At 71.1% G+C, this 25,526-nt stretch carries 27 protein-coding genes; 5 read left to right on the top strand and 22 right to left on the bottom strand.

The annotated features are described in order from the left end of the window. Position 1 precedes the first annotated feature (1 nt). From B2363_RS03365 to B2363_RS03350, 4 genes are all read right to left on the bottom strand, one after another. Entirely contained in the window at positions 2 to 340 is a 339-nt protein-coding gene (locus B2363_RS03365; RefSeq protein ID WP_286928443.1) for a YciI family protein, read from the bottom strand. Positions 341 to 378: 38 nt separating this feature from the next. Next, positions 379 to 1,137 (bottom strand): alpha/beta fold hydrolase, encoded by a 759-nt coding sequence (locus tag B2363_RS03360; RefSeq protein WP_286928442.1) that lies wholly within the window; start codon positions 1,135 to 1,137, stop codon positions 379 to 381. A gap of 31 nt (positions 1,138 to 1,168) precedes the next feature. Continuing rightward, on the bottom strand, positions 1,169 to 1,408 hold the full coding sequence (locus tag B2363_RS03355; RefSeq protein WP_181755985.1) for a hypothetical protein: 240 nt from the start codon (positions 1,406 to 1,408) through the stop codon (positions 1,169 to 1,171). A gap of 134 nt (positions 1,409 to 1,542) precedes the next feature. Next, the gene (locus tag B2363_RS03350) at positions 1,543 to 2,484 is read right to left on the bottom strand and encodes a hypothetical protein (RefSeq protein ID WP_286928440.1); all 942 of its coding nucleotides are present in this window, start codon (positions 2,482 to 2,484) and stop codon (positions 1,543 to 1,545) included. Positions 2,485 to 2,569: 85 nt separating this feature from the next. Here B2363_RS03350 and B2363_RS03345 point away from each other — a divergent pair, with 85 nt between their 5' ends. Genes B2363_RS03345 through efeB form a run of 4 tightly spaced genes read left to right on the top strand, consistent with a single transcriptional unit; the run spans position 2,570 to position 7,145 of the window. Next, complete coding sequence (locus B2363_RS03345) at positions 2,570 to 3,820, top strand: HNH endonuclease signature motif containing protein (protein ID WP_286928439.1); 1,251 nt, start codon at positions 2,570 to 2,572, stop codon at positions 3,818 to 3,820. 15 nt (positions 3,821 to 3,835) lie between these two features. Then, positions 3,836 to 4,693: an iron uptake transporter permease EfeU gene (gene efeU / locus B2363_RS03340; RefSeq protein WP_286928438.1), complete on the top strand. Its 858-nt coding sequence runs from the start codon at positions 3,836 to 3,838 to the stop codon at positions 4,691 to 4,693. After that, positions 4,690 to 5,901, top strand: a complete 1,212-nt coding sequence (gene efeO / locus B2363_RS03335; RefSeq protein WP_286928437.1) for an iron uptake system protein EfeO — start codon at positions 4,690 to 4,692, stop codon at positions 5,899 to 5,901. Before efeU ends, efeO begins: the two co-directional genes overlap by 4 nt. Continuing rightward, a complete protein-coding gene (gene efeB, locus B2363_RS03330) occupies positions 5,898 to 7,145 on the top strand; it encodes an iron uptake transporter deferrochelatase/peroxidase subunit (RefSeq protein ID WP_286928436.1) in 1,248 nt (415 codons plus the stop codon). The genes efeO and efeB overlap by 4 nt, the downstream gene beginning before the upstream one ends. Here the strand turns inward: efeB and nusB are convergent. From nusB to B2363_RS03240, 18 genes are read right to left on the bottom strand one after another with little or no spacing between them, the layout of a single operon-like run. After that, complete coding sequence (gene nusB / locus B2363_RS03325) at positions 7,077 to 7,583, bottom strand: transcription antitermination factor NusB (protein WP_286928435.1); 507 nt, start codon at positions 7,581 to 7,583, stop codon at positions 7,077 to 7,079. The genes efeB and nusB overlap by 69 nt on opposite strands. Further along, positions 7,583 to 8,146, bottom strand: coding sequence for an elongation factor P (efp, locus tag B2363_RS03320; RefSeq protein WP_078700894.1), 564 nt, complete (start codon positions 8,144 to 8,146; stop codon positions 7,583 to 7,585). Before efp ends, nusB begins: the two co-directional genes overlap by 1 nt. Continuing rightward, entirely contained in the window at positions 8,146 to 9,219 is a 1,074-nt protein-coding gene (locus tag B2363_RS03315; protein WP_286928434.1) for a M24 family metallopeptidase, read from the bottom strand. Before B2363_RS03315 ends, efp begins: the two co-directional genes overlap by 1 nt. Next, the gene (aroB, locus tag B2363_RS03310; protein ID WP_286928432.1) at positions 9,212 to 10,294 is read right to left on the bottom strand and encodes a 3-dehydroquinate synthase; all 1,083 of its coding nucleotides are present in this window, start codon (positions 10,292 to 10,294) and stop codon (positions 9,212 to 9,214) included. The genes B2363_RS03315 and aroB overlap by 8 nt, the downstream gene beginning before the upstream one ends. Next, a complete protein-coding gene (locus B2363_RS03305; RefSeq protein ID WP_286928431.1) occupies positions 10,291 to 10,803 on the bottom strand; it encodes a shikimate kinase in 513 nt (170 codons plus the stop codon). Before B2363_RS03305 ends, aroB begins: the two co-directional genes overlap by 4 nt. After that, positions 10,800 to 11,978 (bottom strand): chorismate synthase, encoded by a 1,179-nt coding sequence (gene aroC / locus B2363_RS03300; protein ID WP_286928430.1) that lies wholly within the window; start codon positions 11,976 to 11,978, stop codon positions 10,800 to 10,802. The genes B2363_RS03305 and aroC overlap by 4 nt, the downstream gene beginning before the upstream one ends. 37 nt (positions 11,979 to 12,015) lie before the next feature. Beyond that, on the bottom strand, positions 12,016 to 12,672 hold the full coding sequence (locus B2363_RS03295; RefSeq protein ID WP_286928428.1) for a prepilin peptidase: 657 nt from the start codon (positions 12,670 to 12,672) through the stop codon (positions 12,016 to 12,018). Positions 12,673 to 12,682: 10 nt separating this feature from the next. Next, positions 12,683 to 13,486 (bottom strand): shikimate dehydrogenase family protein, encoded by an 804-nt coding sequence (locus B2363_RS03290; protein WP_286928427.1) that lies wholly within the window; start codon positions 13,484 to 13,486, stop codon positions 12,683 to 12,685. A gap of 1 nt (position 13,487) precedes the next feature. Beyond that, the gene (mltG, locus tag B2363_RS03285) at positions 13,488 to 14,627 is read right to left on the bottom strand and encodes an endolytic transglycosylase MltG (RefSeq protein WP_286928426.1); all 1,140 of its coding nucleotides are present in this window, start codon (positions 14,625 to 14,627) and stop codon (positions 13,488 to 13,490) included. Further along, positions 14,624 to 15,103, bottom strand: coding sequence for a Holliday junction resolvase RuvX (ruvX, locus tag B2363_RS03280; RefSeq protein ID WP_181755993.1), 480 nt, complete (start codon positions 15,101 to 15,103; stop codon positions 14,624 to 14,626). Before ruvX ends, mltG begins: the two co-directional genes overlap by 4 nt. Continuing rightward, complete coding sequence (alaS, locus tag B2363_RS03275) at positions 15,100 to 17,757, bottom strand: alanine--tRNA ligase (RefSeq protein WP_286928424.1); 2,658 nt, start codon at positions 17,755 to 17,757, stop codon at positions 15,100 to 15,102. Before alaS ends, ruvX begins: the two co-directional genes overlap by 4 nt. After that, positions 17,757 to 18,026: a DUF6167 family protein gene (locus B2363_RS03270; protein WP_181755995.1), complete on the bottom strand. Its 270-nt coding sequence runs from the start codon at positions 18,024 to 18,026 to the stop codon at positions 17,757 to 17,759. Before B2363_RS03270 ends, alaS begins: the two co-directional genes overlap by 1 nt. After that, on the bottom strand, positions 18,023 to 18,532 hold the full coding sequence (locus B2363_RS03265) for a hypothetical protein (RefSeq protein WP_286928421.1): 510 nt from the start codon (positions 18,530 to 18,532) through the stop codon (positions 18,023 to 18,025). Before B2363_RS03265 ends, B2363_RS03270 begins: the two co-directional genes overlap by 4 nt. Positions 18,533 to 18,542: 10 nt before the next feature. Then, the gene (locus B2363_RS03260) at positions 18,543 to 19,904 is read right to left on the bottom strand and encodes a replication-associated recombination protein A (RefSeq protein ID WP_286928420.1); all 1,362 of its coding nucleotides are present in this window, start codon (positions 19,902 to 19,904) and stop codon (positions 18,543 to 18,545) included. Positions 19,905 to 19,920: 16 nt separating this feature from the next. Then, positions 19,921 to 20,457 carry a DinB family protein gene (locus B2363_RS03255; protein WP_286928419.1) on the bottom strand — a complete coding sequence of 179 codons (537 nt, stop codon included), beginning with the start codon at positions 20,455 to 20,457 and terminating at the stop codon, positions 19,921 to 19,923. Beyond that, the gene (gene aspS / locus B2363_RS03250) at positions 20,454 to 22,214 is read right to left on the bottom strand and encodes an aspartate--tRNA ligase (protein ID WP_286928418.1); all 1,761 of its coding nucleotides are present in this window, start codon (positions 22,212 to 22,214) and stop codon (positions 20,454 to 20,456) included. The genes B2363_RS03255 and aspS overlap by 4 nt, the downstream gene beginning before the upstream one ends. After that, positions 22,211 to 23,533, bottom strand: coding sequence for a histidine--tRNA ligase (gene hisS / locus B2363_RS03245; protein WP_286928416.1), 1,323 nt, complete (start codon positions 23,531 to 23,533; stop codon positions 22,211 to 22,213). The genes aspS and hisS overlap by 4 nt, the downstream gene beginning before the upstream one ends. Beyond that, positions 23,530 to 24,225 (bottom strand): MBL fold metallo-hydrolase, encoded by a 696-nt coding sequence (locus B2363_RS03240; RefSeq protein ID WP_286928415.1) that lies wholly within the window; start codon positions 24,223 to 24,225, stop codon positions 23,530 to 23,532. Before B2363_RS03240 ends, hisS begins: the two co-directional genes overlap by 4 nt. A 56-nt stretch (positions 24,226 to 24,281) precedes the next feature. Here B2363_RS03240 and B2363_RS03235 point away from each other — a divergent pair, with 56 nt between their 5' ends. Continuing rightward, positions 24,282 to 25,505 (top strand): DUF349 domain-containing protein, encoded by a 1,224-nt coding sequence (locus B2363_RS03235; protein WP_286928413.1) that lies wholly within the window; start codon positions 24,282 to 24,284, stop codon positions 25,503 to 25,505. Positions 25,506 to 25,526 lie beyond the last annotated feature (21 nt).

Genomic DNA, 25,526 nt, shown 5'->3' with positions numbered 1-25,526 from the left:
CCTATAGGTCGCCCACGGAGTGACGCTCCCCGACCGTCCCCTCCGCGCCGGGGAACGCCAGCGAGTCCGCGCCGACCCACCACTGCATCACCTCGAACGCCAGCCGCCCGGCGAGCACCGACGGGTCCTCAGCCGAGAGCCGCGCGGCCTCGCCCGGGTCGCACCTGAAGATCGACATCCCCCGGAACGACGGGTCCGACTGCTCCAAAAAGGGTCCGTTCGCGACGAGGACGCCTCTGCGCCCCAGCTCGGCGCGATACGCGAGGTGGCGCTCCTGGAGGGCCTCGAGCTCGTCCTCGGGCAGCTCCGGGGCGTCGAGGGGCCTTCGCAGGATCACCACGGTGTAAGCGTCGAAGGCGTCAGGAACGTCGCCGGCCGTCACGGCGCCACCCGGGCCAGCCACTGGCGGATCAGCGCGCCCAGCAGCTCGGGCTGCTCGTGCGGGAGCGCGTGACCCGCGTCATCGACCACGGCGAGCGTCGCACGCGGATGGACGCCGAGCAGCTCGACCGCACCCGCGTACCCCACCGTCGAGTCCAGTCGACCGGCCACGACCAGGGTCGGTCCGGGGTACGGCACCGCGGCCAGCGAGAGCCCCCAGTTCTCGCCGATGCGCTCCATCGCCGCCTCGTCGACGAGCTCCGCCGAGGGCGCGACGAACCTCTCGTACCGCTCGAGCATCTGCGGTGTCTGGACCACGAAGTAGTCGCGGAAGACGGCGTCGCCGAGACCCCCCGGCCCGGCGACCACCCGGTGCTCAGGCACGTCGTGGTCGCCCGTCAGCACGGGGCACACCAGGGCCAACCCGGCCACCTGCTCGGGCACCCGCGCGGCCATCTCCCGCGCGAGGTACGCGCCCCACGAGTGGCCGAGGAGCAGGAACGGCTCGCGACCGCACTCGGCGTGCACGAAGTCCAGCATCAGGTGCAGTACGTCGTCGGACGACCGCAGCGACTCCGGCGCGGGCGAGCGGCCCATGCCCGGCAGGTCGGGGTACACGCGGCGCAGCCTGTCGACCTGCCCGAGGATCGGCTCGAAGCACGCCTCCGGCTCGCGGTGGTCGACTCCCGCGCCGTGCAGCACCACCACCGGGCGACCCTGCCCGTGACGGACGACGTGGAGTGCTGCAGGCTCCATCCTCGCAACGTAGTCCCCCGCGATGCCGGATTCAGCCCATCTTGTCGACCCAGCGCACGAGCCGGCCGCGCTCGTCGACGTCGTGGTACGCCGGCGGGCCCGGCACGGGGTCGTCGCGCAGGCACGCGATGACCTCGGCCGGGCCGTGCAGGTGCTCCTCGACGGCGGTGGTCCAGTGCACGTCCGGGGCGAGGCTGCGCTCCAGGCGCACCCAGTCGCGGCGCTCGATCAGGCTCAGGATGTTGCCGACGGCAGGGACGAACTCAGCCACGGATCTCCAGGTCCGGCGCCGCCTGCTGCAGCGCCCACTCGAGGGCACGGTCGGCCACAGCCTCCCAGCCGGCGGCGAACCAGTCCAGAGGGCGCGCTCATGGCTTCCCGGAGTTCGCCCGACACCAGAGCCGGTCAGTCGGGATTGGAGGGCGAACGCGAGTCGCGCCACGCCGTGACGTGGTCACGGAGCGTCGCGAAGAGCTGTTCGTCGGTGACGCCCGACGCGTGCAGGGTCCACGTCCATCCGTCGGCCGTCGTCCACTGCGACTGTGCACGGTGGTGGCCTTCAGGATCTGGGGACGCCTGACCACGAACACTGACGAAGGCATCACCCTCGAGGTCGATCGTGACGATCCCGGGCTCGAAGGAGCCCACCTCGACCGCCAACGGCACCTCCGCGGTCATGGCTGGCAGATTCAGCTCTTCCGCCAGCCTCGCGCCCCGGAGCGCCGCCTCCCGGAACTGCTCACGCACCGAGGGAGGGACGTCGCCGACCAGCTCGTCGTCCACCCCCACGTAGCCGAACCACCGAGCTTCTCCCGTGGGGCCGTCCCAGCGCCACTGCTCCTCGTCGATCGAGTCGAGCACCTCCAGGTCGGTCCACCGAAGGACGGAGGAACGGGCCTCGGTCATCTCGAAGGGCATTCCCGTGACGGCGTCCAGCACGAGGTGCAGGGGGAAGTCGTCGTGGTACGTGTGATCCAACGTGACGGAGACGGTCGCGCGGCCGAACCTCTCACCGCGCTCGACGGGCCCGTCCGCCCGCCGTTCGCTCAGCTCCAGGTCACGGAGGCTGGGGCGGGCCAGTCGGTGCCACGGCGCATCCTCGTCGTGGAGACCGAAGGCCTCGGCACCCATCGAGAGGGGTCGCTCCGAGCCTTCGGAGAAGCTGAGCAGGCGCTCACCGTCACAGCTCATCTGCAGCCGGCCTTCCGGCGTCTCCACCCTGACCCGCTCGCCGTGCTTCCAGACGCGATGTCGCCGACCGCCGATCACCACGCTGCCGACGATCGGCGGCTCTGACGGGACCCCGCATGCGAGACGTACCAGCATCTCGACGACCTCTTCGTTCACAGCGTCAACCTAGTGTTCGCGCTTCCCTCGCACAGGACGTTCCGCGCTCTCGGTTTCTGTCGGTGGGGCCCACTAGGTTGGGTCCATGAGTTCGAACCGCGCGATCGTGACGGGCGACGCCGTGCGTCGCGCGCGGGCGATCGCGGAGTTCGAGGAGTGGGAGTTCGTCGCCGCGTTCCACTCCAAGCGGGTGGCCGAGATCGATCGCACGGACGACACCCTGCTGTCGAAGGACCTGGCGCGGCGCGAGGTGACGCTCGAGCTGGCTCAGTCGCTGCACGTCACCGAGCGACAGGTGTGGGCGATGGTCAGCGAGGCCACGGTGGTTCGTGAGCGGGTGCCGGCGGTCTGGTCGGCGTTCCGATCGGGCGAGATCGACGGCGTTCGCGTGTCCGCGATCGCCGACACCGCCGAGCGTCTGGAGACCCCGGAGGCCTGGGCGGCGCTCGAGGCCTCCGCTCCCAACTACGCCTCCACCCACACGATCGCCGAGCTGCGGGCCTGGCTGCGGCGGCTGCGCGCGCGGCTCGAGCCTGACCAGGTGCAGCAGGAGACCGATCGGGCGGTCGAGGAGCGCCGGGTCTCCATCAGCCACAACGGCGACGGCACGTCGTGGCTGAACGCCTTGCTGCCCACCGGCGTCGCCATCGCCGTCGGCGACCGGCTCCGCCGCGCTGCGAGGGCTCTGCCGCCGGTGGACCCGGAGTCCGGCGAGAAGGACCGACGCACCCGCGAGCAGAAGCAGGCCGACCTCGTGGCGCACTGGCTCACGTCCAGCACCGGCACCAGCACCGACATCCGCGCCGAGATCGCGATCAGCATCCACGCGACTGATCTGATCGGGTTGACGAACGGACCCGGCCTCACCCTCGACGGCGAACCCGTCGGCGCCGAGTGGGCGCGCGAGCTCGCCGAGTCCGAGCACGCCGTGCTCAGGCGACTCGTCCTCGACCCCGTCGGACAGGTCCTCGACACCACGGTCCTGACGTACCGGCCGCCCGAATCACTCCGCCAGGCACTCCGCTGGCGCGACGGCACCTGCCGGGTCGCGGGCTGCCGGGCACCGGCCGATGAGACCGATCTGGACCACGCGAAGGCCTACGACAGCGGCGGCGCCACCAGCGGATCCAACCTCAGGTGCCTGTGCAGGAAGCACCACAACATGAAGTCCCACGGTCATTTCGACGACCGGTACCTCGACACGCCCGTGCGGCACGTCGAGCGCTACCAGATCCCCCCGCGGCGGCCACGTGGCTTACTACACACCGCCCGCGTCGACGCACGGCCGACGCAGGAGTACCTTGGTGAGGCTGACCTAACACCGGGTCGGCCCTGAAGCTGAAAGTCGCTGATGCTCGGTACCTTCCTGATCGGTCTTCGCGAGGGCCTCGAGGCCGCGCTGATCGTCGGCATCCTCATCGCCTACGTCCGCAAGATCGGCCGTGACGACGTGGTGCCACGCATCTGGGCCGGCGTCGCCATGGCCGTGGCGCTGTCGCTCGGACTCGGCGCTCTGCTCACCTTCGGCACCTATGGCCTGACGTTCGAGGCCCAGGAGATCATCGGCGGCACGCTGTCGATCGTGGCCGTCGGGCTCGTCACGTGGATGATCTTCTGGATGGCGCGCACCGCGCGCGGCCTGAAGGGCGAGCTCGAGCAGCAGGTCGACTCCCGGCTGGACGGGCCGGGATGGGGGCTCGTGGCCGTCGGCTTCCTCGCGGTCGCCCGCGAAGGCCTCGAGACCGCGCTCTTCCTGTGGAGCGCCGTCCGCTCCACCGATGACACTCCCCTGGCCTGGGTCGGCGCGGTGCTCGGCCTGGCCACGGCGGTTGCCATCGGCTGGCTGATCTACCGCGGCATCGTCCGCATCAACCTCGGCACCTTCTTCACCTGGACGGGAGCCCTGCTGATCGTGGTGGCCGCCGGAGTCCTCGCCTACGGCATCCACGACCTCCAGGAGGCCGGTGTGCTTCCCGGACCGTGGACGCAGGGCGGGTCCGCGTGGGCGTTCCGGCTCAGCGACACGATCGACCCGTCCGGACTCCCGGCCGCCCTGCTCAAGGGCACGATCGGCTTCTCCCCCGACATGACCAAGCTCGAACTTGCCGTCTGGGCGACGTACCTCGCCGTCGTCGGCTTCGCGTACGCACGCGTCGTCCGGCGACCCACCCCGACCCGACCCGTCACGACCGAAGGAACTCCCGCATGAACCGTCGCTCCCGCTCCACCGTGCTGGCCGTCGCCCTCACCGCGACGCTCGGCCTGAGCGCCTGCGTCAAGAACTCCGACTCAGACTCCGCCGCGATCAAGGTCTCCAGCACCGCCGACGGGTGCGAGGTGTCCGAGGTCGAGGCCGGCAGCGGCACCATCACGTTCGACGTCGCGAACGACGGGGACAAGATCACCGAGTTCTACCTGCTCGACAGCGACAAGCTGCGGATCATCGGCGAGGTCGAGAACATCGCGCCGGGCACCTCGCGCAAGCTCACCGTCCAGGCGCAGCCCGGCGACTACTTCACCGAGTGCAAGCCCGGCATGGTGGGCGACGGCGTCGGGAACGCGCAGTTCACCGTCACCGGTGACGACGTCGCGGTCGACCAGGACCAGCAGAAGGCGATCGACGCCGCCGTCGCCTCCTACACCGCCTACACGAAGGACCAGGTGGGCGAGCTCGTCACGAACGTCGACGACTTCGTCGACGCGTACACCTCCGGCGACGACGAGACCGCGCGCCGGCTCTTCCCGATCACGCGCATCAACTACGAGCGCATCGAGCCCACCGCCGAGCAGTTCGGCGACCTCGACCCCAAGATCGACTACCGCAAGCCCGGGGCCGAGGCCGAGAACCTGCCCTTCACCGGCTTCCACCGCATCGAGATGGACCTGTGGCTCGACGAGGCGCGCAAGAACTACCCCGACGAGAAGCTGGCGGCGCTCGACGAGGCCGGCCGCGCCGAGCTGGGTGCCCAGCTGAAGACCGACATCCAGGCGCTCTACGACAAGGTCCACTCCGACGACTTCGTCCTGACGATCGGCGACATCACCAACGGCGCCATCGGCCTGCTCGACGAGGTCGCCGCGCCCGACGGCAAGCTGCCCGGCGAGGAGGACGAGTTCAGCCACACCGACCTGTACGACTTCTACGCCAACGTGGAGGGCGCCAAGGTGGCCTACGCCTCGGTCCGCGGAATCGCCGAGAGCAAGGGCGCCGACGGTGAGCAGCTCGTGAGCAGCCTCGACGAGCAGTTCGGGTCGATGTTCGCCCTGCTCGAGACCCACGGCGACTACGACGAGGGCTTCGTCTCGTACGACACGGTCGAGCAGCCGCAGCGCAACGAGCTCGGCGCCCAGCTCAACGCCCTCAGCGAGCCGCTGTCGCAGCTGACGCACACCGTCCTCGGGGTCTCCTCGTCGTGACCGGGCCTCGCCTGTCCCGGCGCTCCGCCCTGGGCCTGCTCGGTGCCGCCGGAGCCGCCGGAGCCGTCGGGGTGGCCGGCGGCTTCGCTGCGGGAGCCGCGCAGGACAGCACCGCCAGCGGCACCGACCTCGCCGTCCCGTTCCACGGCAAGCACCAGGCCGGGATCGCCACGACGGTGCAGCAGCACCTGTACTTCGCGTCGTTCGACATGACGTCCACGGCCGATCACGAGGACCTCCAGGCCCTCCTGGCCGACTGGACCGACGCGGCCGCGCGGATGACCACGGGCCGCGAGGTCACCCCCGAAGGCGCCGTCGGGGGCGGGCCGTACAAGCCGCCGGACGACACCGGTGAGGCGCTCGACCTGGCCGCCAACGCGCTCACGATCACGTTCGGGTTCGGCCCGACGCTGTTCGACGAGCGGTTTGGGCTCGCCGGCCGCCGGCCGAAGGAGCTCGTCGAGCTGCCGTCCTTCGCGTTCGACCTGCTCGAGGACCGATTCAGCGGGGGCGACCTGTGCATCCAGGCGTGCGCGAACGACCCGCAGGTCGCCGTGCACGCGATCCGCAACCTCTCGCGCATCGCCTTCGGCCGGGCCCAGGTGCGGTGGACCCAGCTCGGCTACGGCCGCACGTCCACCACCTCCAAGACGCAGTCCACTCCTCGGAACCTGTTCGGGTTCAAGGACGGCACGGCCAACATCTTCGGCGACGACACGTCCGACCTGGCGGCGTCGGTGTGGACCGACGGCTCCGACCAGTCGTGGATGGCCGGCGGCACCTACCTCGTGGCCCGCAAGATCCAGATGCTGATCGAGTCCTGGGACCGGGTGCGGCTGGAGGAGCAGGAGGCCATCATCGGCCGCGACAAGGGGCAGGGAGCTCCCTTGTCGGGCGGCACGGAGTTCACCGAGCCCGACTTCGACGTGGTCTCCACGAAGGCCGGCGGGCCGGCGATCCCCGAGACGGCACACGTGCGCCTGGCTCATCCCGACCGGAACGGCGGGGCACGGCTGCTGCGCCGCGGCTACAACTACGTCGAGGGCAACAACGACCTCGGTCAGCTGAACGCCGGGTTGTTCTTCCTGGCGTTCAGCCGCTCACCGCAGCAGTTCATCACGATCCAGAGGTCGCTGGCCGGGGATGCGCTCAACGAGTACATCCGCCACATCGGGTCAGCGCTCTTCGCCGTCCCCGGGGGCGTCCGTCCCGGTGGGTCCGTCGGCGACGGACTCTTCACCTGACGGTTCCTCGATCTCGGGCTCTGGCTCGCCCAGCGTCAGGGTCGACTTGATCTGCGAGACCTTCGACAGCAGGCCGTTGACGAAGCGCGGCGACTCGTCGGTCGACAGCTCCTTCGCCAGCTCGACGGCCTCGCTGATCGCCACCGGGTCGGGCACGTCGTCGGCGTAGAGGATCTCGTAGACGCCGATCCGCAGCAGGTTGCGGTCCACGGCCGGCATGCGGTCGAGGGACCAGGCGTGCGAGTGCTCCTCCAGCAGCCCGTCGATCTGCCGGACGTTCGCGGCGACCCCCTCGACCAGCGAGACCGTGTACGGATTCACCGGCGGGTCGTTGGCCTCGAGGCGGTCGGCGAGGGTGCCGTCGGCGGCCAGCCCGCGGGACTCGGACTCGAACAGGATGTCCAGGGCCCGCTTGCGGTACTTGGTGCGTGCAGCCATCAGGCCTTCACGCGACCGAGGTAGCTGCCGTCCCTGGTGTCGACCTTGACCTTCTCGCCCGAGCCGACGAACAACGGAACCTGGATCTCCTTGCCGGTCTCCAGGCGGGCCGGCTTCGTGCCGCCGCTGGAGCGGTCGCCCTGCAGGCCCGGATCCGTGTGCTCGATGACGAGCTCGACCGAGGCGGGCAGCTCGACGTAGAGCACGCGGCCCTCGTTCGTGGCAACGACGGCGTCCTGGTTCTCGAGCAGGTAGTCGACGGTGTTGCCCATGACCTCGGGCGTGACCTCGATCTGGTCGAACGTGGACGTGTCCATGAACACGAAGCTGGAGCCGTCGTTGTAGAGGTACTGCATGTCGCGCTTGTCGACGCTGGCCGTCTCGACCTTGGTGCCGGCGTTGAACGTGCGGTCGAGCGTCTTGCCCGACTCGACGTCCTTGAGCTTGGTGCGGACGAAGGCGGGGCCCTTGCCCGGCTTGACGTGCTGGAACTCGACGACAGCCAGCAGCCGTCCGTCGATCTTGAGCACCATGCCGTTCTTGAGGTCGTTCGTGGTTGCCATCAGTCGATCTCCAGGAGTTCTTTGGTCAGATCGGTGAGCACGTCGGGCTCACCGCCGTGGGCGGGGTCGGTGACGAGGACGGTGTCCTCGATGCGCACGCCCCCACGGCCCGGAAGGTAGATCCCCGGCTCCATCGTCAGGACGGTGCGGCTGGCAAGTCTACCCGTGTGGGACGACGCGATGAACGGGTCCTCGTGGATCTGCAGTCCGACGCCGTGCCCGAGGCCCGTCGTGAACGCGTCCAGCCAGCCCGAGGCCTCGAGCGATCCGCGCGCGGCGGTGTTCGCATCGGCCACCGGAACGCCGTCGCGGAGGCGGTCGAGGCCGGCGGCCTGCGACTCGCGGACGGCGGCGTGGATCTCGCGCTGCCAGTCGGCTGCGGGGCCGAGGACGAAGGTGCGCGTGCAGTCGGCGTGATAGCCGTCGACGCGCGCACCGAAGTCGATCTTCAGCAGGTCGCCGCGGCGCAGCTCGCGGTCGGTGGGGTCGTGGTGCGGGATCGCGGTGTGCTCCCCCGCCGCCAGGATCGTCTCGAACGCCTTGTCCTCGGCGCCCAGCTCGAGCATCCGCCACTCGAGGTCGCGGGCGACCTCGCGCTCGGTACGGCCGACCAGCGGGCCGGCCACGAGCGCCTCCAGTGCCTCGCAGGAGATCTCGCAGGCGCGACGCAGGGCGGAGATCTCGGTGTCGTCCTTCGTCTCGCGGAGCCGCTCGACCAGTCGGCCCGAGGACTCGGGACGGTCCAGCTGCTGCCACGAGTCCACGTCGAGCGAGTGCGTCTCGGCCACGAGGTCGGCCGGGGCGCGGCCCGCCGCGACCCCGAGGAGGTCGCGGGTCACGACGATCTCGATGTCGTCGTTCCCGGCGGCGGCGAGCTCGGCGGCGGACTGGTCGCGGTAGCGACCGTCGGTGAGGAATACCGCCTCGCCCTCGGCGCGCACGAGGCACGCGCCGTTCGAGCCGGTGAACCCGGTCAGGTAGCGCACGTTGATGAGGTCGGACACGTACATCGCGACGTGCCCGGACTCCGCGAGGAGGCCACGCAGCCGGTCGAGGCGGGTCGGCTCAGCCACGGATGGCCTCCCAGCTGGCACGCAGGACGTCCTCGTCCGGCCCGGCGAGGATGCGCGGGGAAGCCAGCGCGTCGAGCACCACGAACCTCAGCTGGTCGCCGCGCGTCTTCTTGTCCAGCCGCATACCGCTGAGCAGCTCCTCGAACGACGCTCCGTCGTAGCTCGTCGGCAGTCCCACGAGACCCAGCGTCGCACGGTGCCGGGCCGCCAGGGCCTCGTCGATCAGGCCGGAGCGGTGGGCGAGCTCGGCGACGAACACCATGCCCACGCTGATCGCCTCGCCGTGGCGCATCGTGTACTTCTCGTGCCGCTCGATCGCGTGGCCGAGGGTGTGACCGTAGTTGAGCGCCTCGCGGCCGATCGAGCCGTCCGCGCCGGTCTCGCGCAGGTCGCCGGCCACGGTGCGGGCCTTGACCGCGATGCCGCGCGTGACGAGGTCGGCGAGCAGGTCGTCGGCGGGGTCGAGCGCGCGCTCGGGGGCCGCCTCCACGTCGTCCAGGATCGACGGGTCGGCGATGAAGCCGCACTTGACGACCTCGGCCAGTCCCCCGCGCAGCTCGCGCTCGGGCAGCTCGGCGAGCGTGGCGAGATCGCAGAGCACGCCGACGGGCTCGTGGAAGGCACCGACCAGGTTCTTGCCGGCGGCGACGTTGATGCCGGTCTTGCCGCCGACGGCGGCGTCGACCATCCCGAGCACCGTGGTGGGCACCGTGACGAAGCGGACGCCGCGCAGCCAGCTGGCGGCGACGAAGCCGGCCAGGTCGGTGGTGGCTCCTCCCCCGACGCCGATCACGAGGTCGGAGCGGGTGAAGCCGCGCAGGCCCAGCTGGTCCCAGCAGTGCGCGAGGAACTCGACGGTCTTGGCCCGCTCGCCGTCGGGCGCCTCGATCAGCAGCACCTCGCGGCCGGGCAGGTGCTGCGCGAGCCCCTCGGCCACGCCCAGGACCGGGCCGGCGTGGATGATCGCCACGCGCAGGGCGTCCTCGGGCACGAGACTCTCGAGCTCGGCCATGACGCGGTGGCCCACCACGACCTCGTAGGGCTGCGCCGTCTCGACGGCGACGCGGCGGGTCATCGGCCGAGCTCCTTCAGGACGCGGTCGACGACCTCGTCCGGGGTGAGGTCGTTCGTGTCGATCGTGAAGGTGGCGACCTCGTTGTAGAGCGGACGGCGCGCGTCCATGAGCTTCTTGAGCTGGCCGCGGATGTTGCCCATGAGCAGCGGTCGACCGGAGTTCATGCCGACGCGGGCGGCGGCGTGCGCGAGCCCGACGTCGAGGTGGGCGACCGTGTGCTCCGCCAGGAGCGCGCGGGTGCCCTCGTCCATCACGGCGCCGCCACCGAGCGCGAGGACGCCCTCGTGGGTGCTCAGGGCCTCGGCCACCGCGGCGGCCTCGAGCTCGCGGAACACCGGCTCGCCGCGGCTGACGAAGATGTCCTGGACGGTCTCGCCCTCGTTCGTCTCGACGTCCTGGTCGGTGTCGCGGACGCGGACCCCGAGCCGGTCGGCGAGGAGCTCGGCGACCGTGGTCTTGCCCGCACCCGGCGGCCCGACCACGACGACGACCGGACGGGTGCCGGTCACCGGTGGCTCAGGTTCTCGAGGTAGGTGCGCACGTTGCGGGCGGTCTCGCCGACGGAGTCGCCGCCGAACTTCTCCAGCAGCGCGTCGGCCACGACGAGGGCGACCATCGCCTCGGCGACGATGCCGGCGGCCGGCACGGCGCAGACGTCGGAGCGCTGGTGGTGCGCCCGGGTCTCCTCGCCGGTGGCGACGTCGACGGTGCGCAGGGCGCGCGGGACGGTGGCGATCGGCTTCATGGCGGCGCGGACGCGCAGCAGCTCGCCGGTGGTCATGCCGCCCTCGGTGCCGCCGGCGCGACCGGAGACGCGGCGGATGCCCTCGGAGGTCGGGACGATCTCGTCGTGCGCGAGGGAGCCGCGGGTTCGCGCCAGCTCGAAGCCGTCGCCCAGCTCGACGCCCTTGATCGCCTGGATGCCCATCAGGGCGGCGGCGAGGCGGCTGTCGAGGCGACGGTCCCACTGCGTGTGCGAGCCCAGGCCCGGCGGCAGCCCCTCGACGATGACCTCGACGACGCCGCCCAGGGTGTCGCCGTCCTTGTGGGCCGCGTCGACCTCGGCCACCATCGCCTGCGACGTCTCGGGGTCGAAGCAGCGCAGCGGGTCGGCGTCGAGTCGTTCGACGTCGGCGTGGCTCGGAAGCACACCCGCCGGCGCCTTGACGGTGCCCAGCTCGACGACGTGGCTGACGATCCGGGCACCCGTGGTCTGGGCGATGAACTGCGCGGCGATCTCGCCGAGGGCGACGCGGGCCGCGGTCTCGCGGGCGCTCGCGCGCTCGAGGATCGGCCGGGCCTCGTCGAAGTCGAACTTCTGCATGCCCGCGAGATCGGCGTGCCCCGGGCGGGGACGGGTCAGCGGCGCGTTGCGCTTGAGCCCGGCGAGCGTCTCGGGATCGACCGGGTCGGCCGCCATGACCTGCTCCCACTTCGGCCACTCGCTGTTGCCGATGCGCATCGCGATCGGGCTGCCGAGGGTGCGTCCGTGGCGGATGCCGCCGATGATCTCCAGCTCGTCGGCCTCGAAGGCCATCCGGGCGCCGCGACCGTAGCCGAGACGGCGCCGCGCGAGGGCGGCCTGGATCTCCTTGCTCGTGACCTCCACACCGGCCGGGAGGCCGTCGAGGGTCGCGACGAGTGCGGGGCCGTGTGACTCACCGGCAGTCAACCAACGAAGCATGCGGTGATTCTCTCAGACCCCCGGCGCCCAGCCTCTGTCAGACCCAGAGTGCGGCGAACGCACCGAGCAGCAGGTACGGACCGAAGGCGATCGGGATCCGCTGCCCGATGCGGCCGCGCACGAGCACCAGGCCCACGAGGGCGCCGATGCACAGGCCGAAGAACACGCCGTAGTACGTGGCCACCAGACCCAGGGGGCCCAGCCCGACGCCGACCACGGCCGACAGCCGGACGTCGCCGTATCCCATGGGTCCGAGGACGGCGAGCAGGAAGTAGAAGCCGAACACCGCGAGGTTGCCGATCAACGCGTGCAGCAGCACCGACGCGTCCTGCATCCACAGCGCGCTCACGCCGATCAGCAGCCACGAGACGACGTACAGGCGCGAGACGATGAGGTACGGCAGCAGGTGCACCTTCCAGTCCACCCAGGCCAGCACCGGCGTGGCGGCCGCGATCGGGATCCACACCGGCAGCAGCCTCGGCTCCGAGATCGTCGCGGCGGCGACCGCTCCCAGCGCGGCCGCCGGCAGCGCCAGCCACAGTCCGAGCCGGGGCACGGCCGCCAGGTCGGCGTACGGGATCTTCGGCGGCATGTCGTCGTCGGGCTCCGCCACCGGCTCGGGGAGCCGCGCGAGCAGCAGCGGGGAGACCGCTGCCAGCAGACCGGCCAGCAGGGCACTCACGACGAGGGGCACGAGGTGCACCCTAACGGCTGGCGAGCGCCTCCATGGCCGCTGTCACCAGGACGGCCGGCTCGACCGTGTCGCCGGCCATGAGGTCCACCTGGAGCACCGCCTGGTGCGCCAGCAGGTCGAGTCCGGTGGCCAGCGAGCGGCCCTCGGACCGGGCCGACCGCATGAGCGCCGTGGGCCACGGGTCGTACACCGCGTCGAACACCGCGTTCGTCGCGCCGACGAACCCGTGCTCACGTCCGGCCAGCGACCCGTCCGGGACCGTGTTGACCAGGAGGTCGACCGACTCGAGCACCTCGACGTGCAGCGGGACCACCGTGACAGCCAGGCCGAGACCCTCGATGGTCCGGGCCGTGGAGGCCGCGCGGGCGGTGTCGCGGACCCGCAGCTCGACCTCGCGGGCGCCGAGCCGGCGGCACGCCAGGGCCATGGACGCCGCCGTGGCGCCGGCACCGACGATCCGCACCGAGCGCAGGGAGCCGACGCCGATCTCGTGCAGCGCGCTCACCGCTCCGGGCACGTCGGTGTTGTGCGCGGACCAGCCACCGTCGATGGCGACGAGGGTGTTCGCGACGCCGAGGGTCTCCACGTAGGCGTCGCGCTCCGCGGCCAGGCCGGCCGCCTCGCGCTTGAGCGGCGCGGTGACGGAGTAGCCGCGCCAGCCCTCACGGTGCTCGGACACGAACTCGGTGAGCTCGCCGTCCTGCACGTCGAAGGCGCCGTAGCTCCAGTCGAGTCCGAGCTGGCGGTACGCCGCGCGGTGCATCGCCGGCGACAGCGAGTGCGAGATCGGCGAGCCGACGACGGCGCACCTCATGTCAGCCGCCGCACGAACCGGCGCCGTACTCGGCCTGGCAGTCGGAGTTGTGCTTGCCGAAGTCCTCGTTGTAGACCACCGAGCCGTCCTTCTTCGCGAAGAAGTACAGCCAGGGACCGGTGGCCGGGTTGAGCGCAGCCTCGATCGAGGCCTCGCCCGGCGAGCCGATCGGTCCCGGCGGCAGGCCCTGGTGCTGGTAGGTGTTGTACAGCGACGGGTTGGCGCGCTCCTCGGCCGTGGTCCACACGTCGCCCTTGCGCTCGCTGACGTAGGACACCGTGGAGTCCAGCTGCAGGGGCATGCCCTGCTCGATGCGGTTGTAGAGCACACGGGCGATCTTGGCGTAGTCCTCGGGCTTCTGGCCCTCGTACTCCAGGATGCTGGCCACCGTGAGGACCTCCTCGCCGGACAGGCCCAGCGCGGGCGCCCGGGTGCCGATGTCGAGGTCCTTGGCCACCTTGAGCGTCTGCTGCACCATCCGGGTCAGGACGGCCTTGGCGTCGTCACCCGGCTCGACGAAGTAGGTCTCGGGGTACAGGTAGCCCTCGGGGTTCCCGTTGGCGTAGTCGGGCAGGCCGATCGAGGCGGGGTCGTCGAGCGCGGCCTCGAGGTCCTTCGACTCGAGCTCGGTGTTCTTGGAGATGATCTCCACGATCTGGCCCACGCGCGCCCCCTCGGGCACCGTGAACTTCGCCTGGACGCGGGCCGACGGGTCGACCAGGGCGGCGAGCGCGGCCTCGGCGGACATCTGCTGGCGCAGCGTGTAGGTGCCGGGCTGGATCTGCTGGGCGCGCGCGTCGGTGAGGCTCAACTGGTAGAAGGCCTCGGACGACTTCACGACGTCCTGCTCGGCCAGGATCCGGGCGATCTGGACGCCGTTCGCGCCCGAGGGGATGGTCACCTCGGCCGTGCCGGTGCCGGAGCCGGAGTAGTCCTCGGCGCCGCCCATCCGGTCCATGGCCTGGGTGACCACGACGTAGCCGCCGATCAGGATCGCGATGACAGCGATCAGGGCGATCACGTTCTTCAGGCCCGACTTCTTCTTCGCCGGGGGCTCCTCCTTGCGACGCGAGCCCGGACGGTTGCGTCGGGGCTCCTCCTCGCCGGTCAGGATCTCCAGCCCGCCGTCACTCTCGCTCATCCGTCGTTTCCTTCCGTCGCCACGTCGACCACTTCGCCGGGCGCGCTTCCGCGCGCCTTCTCGGCGTCGATCGCCGACTGGAGAATCACCACGGCAGCCGCCTGGTCGATGACCGATCGTGACGATTTCGTCGTGCGCCCACTCGCGTGCAGCTGGGCCTGGCCCGCCACCGTCGAGAGTCGTTCATCGATCAACCGTACCGAAACACCTGGAAGCGCCGCTGCCAGAGCGGTCGCGTAGGCCCTCACCTTGACCGCGGCGGGGCCCTCGCGACCCGACATCCCGAGGGGCAGGCCGACGACGACCTCGAGGGCCTCGTACTCGTCCACGAGCGCCACGAGGCGGGCGATCGAGCCCTCCCCCGCCTTGACGGTCTCGACGGGCGTGGCGATCAGCCCGTCGGGGTCGCACGACGCGACCCCGATGCGGGCGTCGCCGACATCGACCCCGAGGCGGCGTCCCCTGCGCCAGGTCATCCGCGCAGGGCGTCCCGGACGGCGGCGAAGGCCGCATCGATGCCACCGAGATCGGTGCCACCACCCTGGGCGACGTCGGCCTTGCCGCCACCGCGGCCGCCGATCCGCTCGCCGACGGTGGCGATCAGCTGCTGGGCCGAGAGTCCGCGCTCGATGGCCTGGGGGTTGAGCGCGACGACCGCGGAGGGCTTGTCGCCCGACGTGCCGATCACGACGACCACGGCCGGGCGGTCGGCGAGGCGGCCGCGGATGTCGAGCGCGAGCTGGCGCACGTCGCCGCCACCGACGCCCTCGGCACGGTGCGCGACGAATGCGACGCCGTCGATGTCCTCCGCCGACTTCGCGACGTCACCGGCACCGGCCTGCAGCTGCGCCGTCCGGAACTTCTCGAGCTCCTTCTCGGTGGACTTCAGACGGGACACGAGGTCCTGCACGCGGGCGGGCAGGTCGTCGGCCTTGGCCTTCAGCACGTCGCTGAGCTGGAGCACGAGATCGCGCTCGCGGGCGAGGTACTGGAAGCCCTCGATGCCGGTGAGCGCCTCGATGCGACGGTTGCCCGCGCCCACCGAAGAGTCCGAGGTCAGCACGACGGTGCCGATCTGGCTGGAGCGCTCGACGTGGGTGCCGCCGCAGAGCTCGCGCGACCAGGGGCCGCCGATCTCGATGACGCGCACCTCCTCGCCGTACGTCTCGCCGAACAGCGCGAGAGCGCCGAACTCCCTGGCCTCGGGCAGCGTCATCCAGTGCTGCGAGACCTGCAGGTCCTCGCGCAGCGCCCGGTTCGAGACCTGCTCGACCTGGTGGAACTGCTCCGGGTCGAGCGCGCCGCCCCAGCCGAAGTCGAGGCGCAGGTAGCCGGGTCGGTTGTACGAGCCGGACTGCAGCGCCGTGGGGCCGAGCACCTCGCGCAGCGCCGCGTGAACGACGTGCGTGCCCGAGTGCGCCTGGCGGGCGCCGATGCGCCACTCGTGGTCGACCTCGGCCGAGATCTCGGAGCCCGCGGTCAGCTCACCCTGGACGACGCGCACCTGGTGCACGACGAGACCGCGGATGGGCCGCTGGACGTCGAGCACCTCGGCGTGGCCACCGTCCCAGCGCAGGACGCCCGCGTCGGCGTTCTGGCCGCCGGACTCGGCGTAGAAGCCGGTGCGGTCGAGCACGACCTCGCCGACCTGGCCCTCGGTGAGGACGGGCACGGACTGGCCGCCCGAGAGCAGCGCCAGCGCCTTGGACTCGGTGATGAGGTTCGTGTAGGCCACCCAGTCGGTGGGTCCGAATGCGTCGATCGTCTCGCGGTACACCGTGGTGTCCGCGTGCAGGCCCTTCTTCGACTTCGCGTCGGCCTTCGCCCGGGCCCGCTGCTCGGCCATGAGGGAGCGGAAGCCCTCCTGGTCGACCGAGAGGCCCTGCTCCTGCGCCATCTCCAGCGTGAGGTCGATCGGGAAGCCGTACGTGTCGTGCAGCTGGAAGGCCTGGCTGCCGCTGAGCACGCTGCCGCCGGACTGCTTCGTCTCGCCCGCGGCCACGTCGAAGATCTGGGTGCCCTTGCCGAGCGTCTGGCGGAACGCCTCCTCCTCGGCGTAGGCGATCTGGCTGATCCGGGCGAAGTCCGTCTCCAGCTCGGGGTAGGACGCCTTCATCCGCTCCATGCTCACCGGGAGCAGCTGGGGCAGCGCGGGATCCTCGTAGCCGAGCAGGCGCATCGAGCGCACGGCGCGGCGCAGCAGGCGGCGCAGCACGTAGCCGCGGCTCTCGTTGCCGGGCGTGACGCCGTCGCCGATGAGCATGAGGCTGCTGCGGACGTGGTCGGCGACCACGCGGAAGCGCACGTCGTCGGTGTGGTCGGCGCCGTAGCTGCGACCGGTGAGCTCGGCGGCCCGCTCGATGACGGGGAAGACCTCGTCGATCTCGTACAGGTTCTCCTTGCCCTGGAGCAGGTACGCGACGCGCTCCAGGCCCATGCCGGTGTCGATGTTCTGCTTCGGCAGCGGCTGGATGACGTCGAACTGGTCCTTGGCGGTGACGTTGGCGATCTCCTCCTGCATGAACACGAGGTTCCAGATCTCCAGGAAGCGGTCTTCGTCGGCCTCCGGGCCGCCGTCGGGTCCGTACTCGGGGCCGCGGTCGACGTAGATCTCCGAGCACGGGCCGCCCGGACCCTCGACGCCCATGTGCCAGTAGTTGTCGAGCAGGCCCCGGTCCTGGATCCGCTCGTCGGGCAGGCCGGCGACCTTCTTCCACAGCTCGCGCGCCTCGGTGTCGGTGTGCAGCACCGTGACCCAGATCTTCTCGGGGTCGAAGCCCAGGCCGCCGTCGTCGACCGACTTGGTGATCAGCTCCCACGCCAGCGTGATGGCGCCTTCCTTGAAGTAGTCGCCGAAGCTGAAGTTGCCGTTCATCTGGAAGAAGGTGCCGTGGCGGGTGGTCTTGCCGACCTCCTCGATGTCGAGGGTGCGCACGCACTTCTGCACGCTCGTGGCGCGGTCGAACGGCGGCGTCTCCTGGCCGAGGAAGTACGGCTTGAACGGCACCATGCCGGCGTTGACGAACAGCAGGTTCGGGTCGTCGAACAGCAGAGGCGCCGACGGCACGACCGTGTGGCCGGCGTTCTCGAAGTGGGAGAGGAATCGGCGCCGGATCTCAGCGGTCTCCATCAGAGGGGGTCCTTTGGTTCGGGGGGTTCGGTGGGCTCGGTCAGCGCGAGCCGGGGTTCGTGGTCCAGCAGGTGGTGGCGCAGGTGGTCCTCGCGGGCGTGCATCCCCTCGTGCATCTCCGCGCGGAAGGCCCGCACGCCGGAGCCGAGCGCGGCGGCCTGGTCGATCAGGCCCGGCATGGAGAGCCGGTAGGCCGCTCGCTTGGCCTTGACGCTGGAGTACACGCCGGCCGCCGCTCCGGCGACGAACCAGGCGAGACGGGCGCTCATGAGCCCACCCAGCCCTGGCCACCGGACGACGGAGGCGGACCGTTGGTGGCGCGAGCCGCCGCGCGGGCGGCCCGCTGGCGAGCTCGCCTCCTCGCGCGGTACTCGCGGCGCATCAGGCCGAGGATCCGGTCGCGGCTCTCGGGACGCAGCGCGTGGGCGACGCCGCCGACGAGGATGTTCAGGCGCACCGACGGGCGCGTCATCGTGGCCGCGACGAGCTGGTCGTGGGTGGGCTGGACGATCACGCGGCCCTCGACGACCCGCACGACCTCGGTGGTCGGCTCGGGCGCGGGAGCTCGGTGATCGAGTGTCGCCGAGGAATGAGGCGATGTATCGAGATCACGTGAGTCCTCGGGCTGATCTCGATATGCCGCTCCTGCGTCGCGTGCTACTCGATCACCGAGTGCCTTCGCTTCGCGCAGAGCTCGCAGCGCGACGACGGCCGCGACCACTGCCACGACCGCCAGGACGGCGGTGGCGACGAGCATCGCGAGCTGCACGGACATGGGAACGAGGTTACCGGTCTCGGACGATTGCGCGGATTCGGGCGAGGCGCTCGGCGATCGCTCCCTCGGCGCCGTGAGGGCCCGGCTCGTAGTAGTCGGAGCCGTCGACGTCGTCGGGCGCGTACTGCTGCGGGACGACGCCGCGGGGGTCGTCGTGCGCGTAGACGTAGTCGTGCCCGTGGCCCAGCTTCTTCGCCCCGGAGTAGTGCGCGTCGCGCAGCGCGGGCGGCACCGCGCCGACCTTGCCCGCGCGGACGTCGGCCATCGCGGCGTCGATGGCGCGGATCACCGCGTTGGACTTCGGCGCCGTGGCGAGGTGGATCACCGCCTGCGCCAGCGGGATCCGGGCCTCGGGGAAGCCGATCATCGCGACCGCCTGGGCCGTGGCCGTGGCCAGCGGCAGCGCCGTGGGATCGGCCATGCCGATGTCCTCGCTCGCGTGGATCATCAGGCGGCGCGCGATGAACCGCGGGTCCTCCCCCGCCTCGATCATCCGGGCGAGGTAGTGCAGTGCCGCGTCCACGTCGGAGCCGCGGATCGACTTGATGAACGCGCTCGTCACGTCATAGTGCTGGTCACCCTGGCGGTCGTACCGGACGGCAGCCTTGTCCACGGCGAGGGCGGCATCATCGAGGGTGATCTCGGCGTGGCCCTGGTCGGACGCCGCACCCGCGGCGGCCTCGAGGTAGGTCAGCACACGGCGGCCGTCTCCCCCGGCGAGCCGCACGAGGTGGTCGCGGGCGTCGTCGCTGATCGCGATGTCGCCGCCGTAGCCGCGCTCGTCGGCGATCGCGCGGTCGACCAGCACCGCGATGTCGTCGTCGGTGAGCGGCTGGAGGGTGAGCAGCAGCGAGCGGCTCAGCAGCGGCGAGATCACGCTGAAGTGCGGGTTCTCGGTGGTGGCGGCAACGAGGCTGACCCAGCGGTTCTCCACCCCGGGCAGCAGCGCGTCCTGCTGCGCCTTGCTGAAGCGGTGGACCTCGTCGACGAACAGCACCGTCTCCTTGCCGCGCGACAGCGCCTGGCGGGCTCCGGCGATGACCTCGCGGACCTCCTTGACGCCGGCGCTCACCGCGGAGACCTCGACGAAGCGGCGGTCGGTCTGATGACTGATGAGGCTCGCGAGCGTGGTCTTGCCGGTGCCGGGCGGGCCCCAGAGCAGCACGGTGAGCGGGGCGTTGCCCTCGATCATCCGCCGCAGCGGCGACCCGGGGGCGAGGAGGTGCTGCTGACCGACCAGCTCGTCGAGCGTCTGCGGTCGCATCCGCACCGCGAGCGGGGCGCTGGAGTGCACGTTGCCCGCGAGGGATCCGCTGGAGTCGCGGCGTCCCGAGGCGGGCGCCTCGGGCAGGTCGAAGAGTCCGTCGGTCACCCCACGAGCCTACGGCTCATTCCCCGGTGCGACCGTCGATGCACTCGCGCAGGAGGTCGGCGTGGCCGTTGTGGCGGGCGTACTCCTCGATCATGTGCACGAGCAGGTCACGGATCGCGACGGTGCCGGCGCGGTGGTGGGGCAGCTCGCGGCCGAAGTCGGCCTCGTCGATGCCCTCGAGCCACGCCTCGGCCCGGGCGATCTGCGCGCGCAGGGCCTCGAACGCCTCGTCCACGCACTCCTGCGTGCCGACCGCGCCGTTGAAGTCCGCGTCGCTGTCGTGGGCCTTGAGGAACAGCGGCTCCTCCGGCGACTGCTGCGCCACGCGGACGAACCACGTGTGCTCGACGTACGCCATGTGCCGCACCAGGCCGAGCAGCGACAGCGTGCTCGGCGGCACGCTGCGGTGCGCCAGCTGCTCGGGCGAGAGGCCCGCGCACTTGAGCTGCAGCGTCAGCCGGTGGTTGGCCAGGTACTCCAGGTACGTGGCCTTCTCACCGACCGGGTCGCCCTCGGTGCGCGGGTCCTCCGCCGGAGGCAGCCAGCGACTCACTCGGCGTCGTCGCCTTCGTCGGGCTCGGCGTCGACGCCGGCCTCGGCGCGCTGCTCCGGCGTGATCGGGGCCGGAGCCGCGGTCAGCGGGTCGTAGCCGCCACCGGACTTCGGGAACGCGATGACCTCGCGGATCGAGTCGGCGCCGGCGAGCAGCGCGACCGTGCGGTCCCAGCCGAACGCGATGCCGCCGTGCGGCGGGGCGCCGTACTTGAACGCCTCCAGCAGGAAGCCGAACTTCTCCTGCGCCTCCTCGGCGCCGATGCCCATGATCTCGAAGACGCGCTTCTGCACGTCCTCGCGGTGGATACGGATGGAGCCGCCGCCGACCTCGTTGCCGTTGCAGACGATGTCGTAGGCCTGCGCCAGCGAGTCGCCGGGCGTGGCGAGGGTCTCGGGGTCCTGGGGCGCGGTGAAGGCGTGGTGGACCGCGGTCCACTCGCCGCCGCCGACCGCGACGTCACCGGAGTCCAGCTCGCTGACCGACTCGAACATCGGCCAGTCGACGACGAACGCGAAGGCCCACTTCGACTCGTCGATGAGGTTCTCGCGCTTGGCGATCTCGATGCGCGCGGCACCGAGCAGCTGGCGCGAGCTCTTGACCGGGCCGGCCGAGAAGTAGACGGCGTCGCCGGGCTTCGCGCCGGCGGCCTCCACGAGGCCCTCACGCTCGGCGTCGGACAGGTTCTTCGCGACGGGACCGGTGAGGGACCCGTCCTCCTGCACGAGCACGTAGGCCAGACCGCGGGCGCCGCGCTGCTTCGCCCACTCCTGCCAGCCGTCGAGCGTGCGGCGGGCCTGCGAGGCACCGCCGGGGTGCACGACCGCGCCGACGTACGGCGCCTGGAACACGCGGAACGGCGTGTCCTTGAAGTAGTCGGTCAGCTCGACCAGCTCGAGGTCGAAGCGCAGGTCGGGCTTGTCGGAGCCGTACTTGCTCATCGCGTCGGCGTACGTGATCCGCGGGAACGGCGTGGGCAGGTCGACGTCGATCAGCTTCCACAGCGCGACGTAGATCTCCTCGGCCAGCGCCATCACGTCATCGGGCTCGACGAAGCTCATCTCGATGTCGAGCTGGGTGAACTCGGGCTGGCGGTCGGCACGGAAGTCCTCGTCGCGGTAGCAGCGCGCGATCTGGTAGTACCGCTCGAGGCCGCCCACCATGAGCAGCTGCTTGAACAGCTGAGGGCTCTGCGGCAGCGCGTACCAGCTGCCGGGACGCAGGCGGGCCGGCACGAGGAAGTCGCGCGCGCCCTCGGGCGTGGAGCGGGTCAGCGTGGGCGTCTCCACCTCGACGAAGTCGTGGCGGTCCAGCACGGCGCGGGCGGCCGCGTTGACCTTCGAGCGCAGCCGCATCGCGCGGGCCGGGGCGGGCCGGCGCAGGTCGAGGTAGCGGTGCTTCAAGCGCGCCTCCTCCCCCACTTCCACGTGCTCGTCGATGGGGAAGGGCAGCGGCTCGGACCGCGACAGGATCTCGACGTCGTCGGCGATGACCTCGATCTCGCCCGTGGCGATCGCGGCGTTCTCGTTGCCCTCGGGACGGCGCTGGACCGTGCCGGTGACCTTGAGGCAGAACTCGCTGCGCAGCTGGTGGGCGACGTCCTCGCGGACGACGACCTGAGCGACGCCGCTGGCCTCGCGCAGGTCGATGAAGGCGACTCCGCCGTGGTCGCGGCGGCGGGCGACCCAACCGGCGAGGGTGACGCTCTCGCCGATGTTCGCGGCCGTCAGGGTTCCGGCGTCATGGGTGCGGATCACGCTGTCGTCTCCTTGTGGGTCACCTGCGGTCGCAGGTCGGTCTCGGGGGGCGTCCAGGCGTCGGGATCGGCCGACACCTGCTCGCCGGTTCTGATGTCCTTCACCTGGTCGCCGTCCTGCGTGACGAACCAGACGAAGGGGATGCCACGGCGCTCGGCGACGCGGATCTGCTTGCCGAACTTCTGGGCCGCGGGGGCCACCTCGCAGGCGATGCCACGGGCGCGCAGGCGCTGGGCGATGGCGTCGCTGCCGGGACGCGAGTCCTCGTCGTTGACCGCCACGAGGACGGCCGAGGGCACGGAGCGCGACGCAGTGACGCCGCTCGTGGTCAGCGTCGAGAGCAGGCGCGAGACGCCGATCGACAAGCCCACGCCCGGGTACGTGCGCTTGCCGTCGCTGGCGAGCTCGTCGTAGCGGCCTCCGGAGCAGATCGAGCCGAGGCCCGGGTGCTCGGCGACGCGGGTCTCGAACACCGTGCCCGTGTAGTAGTCCAGGCCGCGCGCGATGCGCAGGTCGGCGGTGACGGTCACGCCCTCGACGGTGGCACACCCCGCCACGACGGCCTCCAGCTCGGCGAGTCCCTCGTCGAGCAGCGAGTGCTCGACGCCGAGGTCGCGGACCTGCTGGACGAACGACGTGTCGGTGGTGACGATCTCGGCCAGCGCGAGGCACGACGTGGCCTGGGCCTCGGTGAGCCCCTGCTCGCCGAGCAGGTCGGCGATCTTGTCGGCCGACAGCTTGTCGAGCTTGTCGATCACCTGCATGACGGCGGTGGGCCTCTCGATGCCCAGGCCGAGGTAGAAGCCCTCCAGCACCTTGCGGTTGCTGACCTGCAGCGTCAGCGACAGGCCGGGGATCGGCAGCCCGGCGAGCGCCTCGGCCATGACCCGCGCCACCTCGACGTCGAAGTGGAACGGCAGCGCGCCGTCGCCGACGATGTCGATGTCGGCCTGGGTGAACTCGCGGAACCGGCCGGCCTGGGGCCGCTCGCCGCGCCAGACCTTCTGGATCTGATAGCGGCGGAACGGGAACTGGAGGTGGCCGGCGTTCTCCACGACGTAGCGCGCGAACGGCACCGTGAGGTCGTAGTGCAGGGCCAGCTCGGAGGCCTCGGACTCGTCGGCGTGCAGGCGGCGGACGGCGTAGACCTCCTTGTCGATCTCGCCCTTGCGCAGCAGCGTCTCGAGCGGCTCCACCGCTCGGGTCTCGATGTTGGCGAAGCCGTGCAGCTCGAAGACGCGGGCCAGGTGGTCGAACACCGCCAGCTCGACGCTGCGCTCCGCCGGCAGGAACTCGGGGAAGCCCGACAGCTTGCTCACTGGGTCAGCTCCAGCAGGAAGGGGTTCGTGGCCTTCTCGCGGCCGATCGAGGTCTGCTGGCCGTGACCGGGCAGCACGACGACGTCGTCGGGCAGCGTCAGCACCTTGGTCTGCAGGCTGCGCAGCATCTCGGCGTGGACGCCGCCGACGAGGTCGGTGCGGCCGATCGAGCCGAAGAACAGGAAGTCGCCGGAGAACATGATCTGCGAGACGGGCTCGTCACCGGTGTAGTCGACGCGGTAGGCCACGGTGCCCGGCGTGTGGCCCGGGCAGTGGTCGACGGTGAGCGTCAGGTCGCCGACCTGGATCGTGGCGCCGTCGACGGCGTCGCGGACCTCGGCCGGCTCGGAGAACTGCGACTCGTCGATCTCCCCGAGCTGCTGACGCAGCATCGCCGCCGACTCATTGGAGATCGCGGCCATCGGGTCGCCCAGCAGGTGCCGGTCGGCCGGGTGGATCCACAGCGGGCAGCCGTACTCGTCGGCGACCTGCGCCGCGTCCCACATGTGGTCGAAGTGGCCGTGCGTCACCAGGACGGCGGCGGGGGTCAGGTCGTGCTCGGCCACGACGGCGCGCACGCCCTCTGCGGACTGCATGCCCGGGTCGACGATCGCGCACGGGGAACCCGGGCCCGAGGCGACGAAATAGCAGTTCGCCTGCAGTGGTCCGGCGGGGAAGGCGGTGAGAAGCACGTCCGTCAGGGTACGCGAGGAGGACCTGACGCCGCGAACCTCCTAGACTGACCGCCATGAGTGATTGGGGCCGCGTCGACGCGGACGGCAACGTCTACGTCAAAGAGGGCGATGGCGAACGTCTGATCGGGCAATGGGTCACCGGAGGCGACGCCGCTGAGGCGCTCGCGTTCTACACCCGGCGCTTCGACAACCTCGAGACCGAGGTCGACCTGCTGGAGAAGCGCATCGAGGCCGGAACCGTGTCGCCCGACGACGCGACCAAGGCCGTCGCCACGATCCGCGAGCAGCTCGTCGACGCGCAGGCGATCGGCGACCTCGCGTCGCTGTCGGCGCGTCTCGACAAGGTCGAGCCGGCCCTCGGCGAGCTCCGCGCCAAGCGCAAGGCCGAGCGCGAGCAGCGCACCGCCGAGGCCACCGAGGCCAAGACGCGCATCGTCGCCGAGGCCGAGAAGATCGGCGCGGGCCAGGACTGGCGCAACGGCGCCGACCGGCTGCGCGCCCTGCTCGACGAGTGGAAGGCGCTCCCCCGCCTCAGCAAGTCGGCCGACGACGAGCTGTGGCACCGGTTCTCCAGCGCTCGCACCGCCTACACGAAGAAGCGCAAGGCCCACTTCGGTGAGCAGACCGTGCGCCGTGACGAGGCGAAGAAGATCAAGGAGAAGCTGATCGAGGAGGCCGAGGCCCTCTCCGGCTCCACCGACTGGGGCACCACGTCGGGCGCCTACCGCGACCTCATGCAGCGCTGGAAGGCCGCCGGCTCCGCCCCGCGCAACGTCGAGGACAAGCTGTGGAAGCGCTTCCGCGCGGCGCAGGACGTCTTCTTCCAGGCCCGCGAGGCCGCCAACGCCGCGCAGGAGTCCGAGTTCGCCGAGAACGCCACGGTGAAGCGGGAGATCCTCGTCGAGGCCGAGGCGCTGCTGCCGATCAAGGACCTCGAGGCCACGCGCCGTGCCTGGCACGACATCGCCGACCGCTGGGAGGCCGCCGGCAAGGTGCCGCGCGACCAGATCAAGGAGCTCGAGGGCCGCATCCGCGCCGTCGAGAAGGCGATCCGCGATGCGGGTGACCAGGAGTGGAAGCGCACGGACCCCGAGAAGTCGGCCCGCGCGGACGACATGATCACCAAGCTCGAGGACGCCATCGCCGGCATCGAGGCCGACATCGCCAAGGCGGAGGCCGCCGGCGACGCCAAGAAGGTCAAGAGCCTGCGCGAGAACCTCGAGTCGCGCCAGGCGTTCCTCGACATCGCCCGCCGCACCGCCTCCGACTTCGGCTGATCTCGGCTCGCCGGTGATCGA

It is taken from the genome of Aeromicrobium sp. UBA7512 (assembly GCF_002476985.1).
GTDB classification, from domain to species: domain Bacteria; phylum Actinomycetota; class Actinomycetes; order Propionibacteriales; family Nocardioidaceae; genus Aeromicrobium; species Aeromicrobium phoceense.
This window is presented reverse-complemented; position numbering and strand designations above follow the sequence as displayed.

What these genes read in the sequence shown, in the direction of transcription:
- B2363_RS03360 (WP_286928442.1), bottom strand. Translation starts at nt 1,137, where the DNA reads ATGGAGCCTGCAGCACTCCACGTCGTCCGTCACGGGCAGGGTCGCCCG.
- B2363_RS03345 (WP_286928439.1), top strand. Translation starts at nt 2,570, where the DNA reads ATGAGTTCGAACCGCGCGATCGTGACGGGCGACGCCGTGCGTCGCGCG.
- efeU (WP_286928438.1), top strand. Translation starts at nt 3,836, where the DNA reads ATGCTCGGTACCTTCCTGATCGGTCTTCGCGAGGGCCTCGAGGCCGCG.
- efeO (WP_286928437.1), top strand. Translation starts at nt 4,690, where the DNA reads ATGAACCGTCGCTCCCGCTCCACCGTGCTGGCCGTCGCCCTCACCGCG.
- nusB (WP_286928435.1), bottom strand. Translation starts at nt 7,583, where the DNA reads ATGGCTGCACGCACCAAGTACCGCAAGCGGGCCCTGGACATCCTGTTC.
- efp (WP_078700894.1), bottom strand. Translation starts at nt 8,146, where the DNA reads ATGGCAACCACGAACGACCTCAAGAACGGCATGGTGCTCAAGATCGAC.
- aroB (WP_286928432.1), bottom strand. Translation starts at nt 10,294, where the DNA reads ATGACCCGCCGCGTCGCCGTCGAGACGGCGCAGCCCTACGAGGTCGTG.
- aroC (WP_286928430.1), bottom strand. Translation starts at nt 11,978, where the DNA reads ATGCTTCGTTGGTTGACTGCCGGTGAGTCACACGGCCCCGCACTCGTC.
- B2363_RS03290 (WP_286928427.1), bottom strand. Translation starts at nt 13,486, where the DNA reads ATGAGGTGCGCCGTCGTCGGCTCGCCGATCTCGCACTCGCTGTCGCCG.
- mltG (WP_286928426.1), bottom strand. Translation starts at nt 14,627, where the DNA reads ATGAGCGAGAGTGACGGCGGGCTGGAGATCCTGACCGGCGAGGAGGAG.
- ruvX (WP_181755993.1), bottom strand. Translation starts at nt 15,103, where the DNA reads ATGACCTGGCGCAGGGGACGCCGCCTCGGGGTCGATGTCGGCGACGCC.
- alaS (WP_286928424.1), bottom strand. Translation starts at nt 17,757, where the DNA reads ATGGAGACCGCTGAGATCCGGCGCCGATTCCTCTCCCACTTCGAGAAC.
- B2363_RS03270 (WP_181755995.1), bottom strand. Translation starts at nt 18,026, where the DNA reads ATGAGCGCCCGTCTCGCCTGGTTCGTCGCCGGAGCGGCGGCCGGCGTG.
- B2363_RS03265 (WP_286928421.1), bottom strand. Translation starts at nt 18,532, where the DNA reads ATGTCCGTGCAGCTCGCGATGCTCGTCGCCACCGCCGTCCTGGCGGTC.
- B2363_RS03235 (WP_286928413.1), top strand. Translation starts at nt 24,282, where the DNA reads ATGAGTGATTGGGGCCGCGTCGACGCGGACGGCAACGTCTACGTCAAA.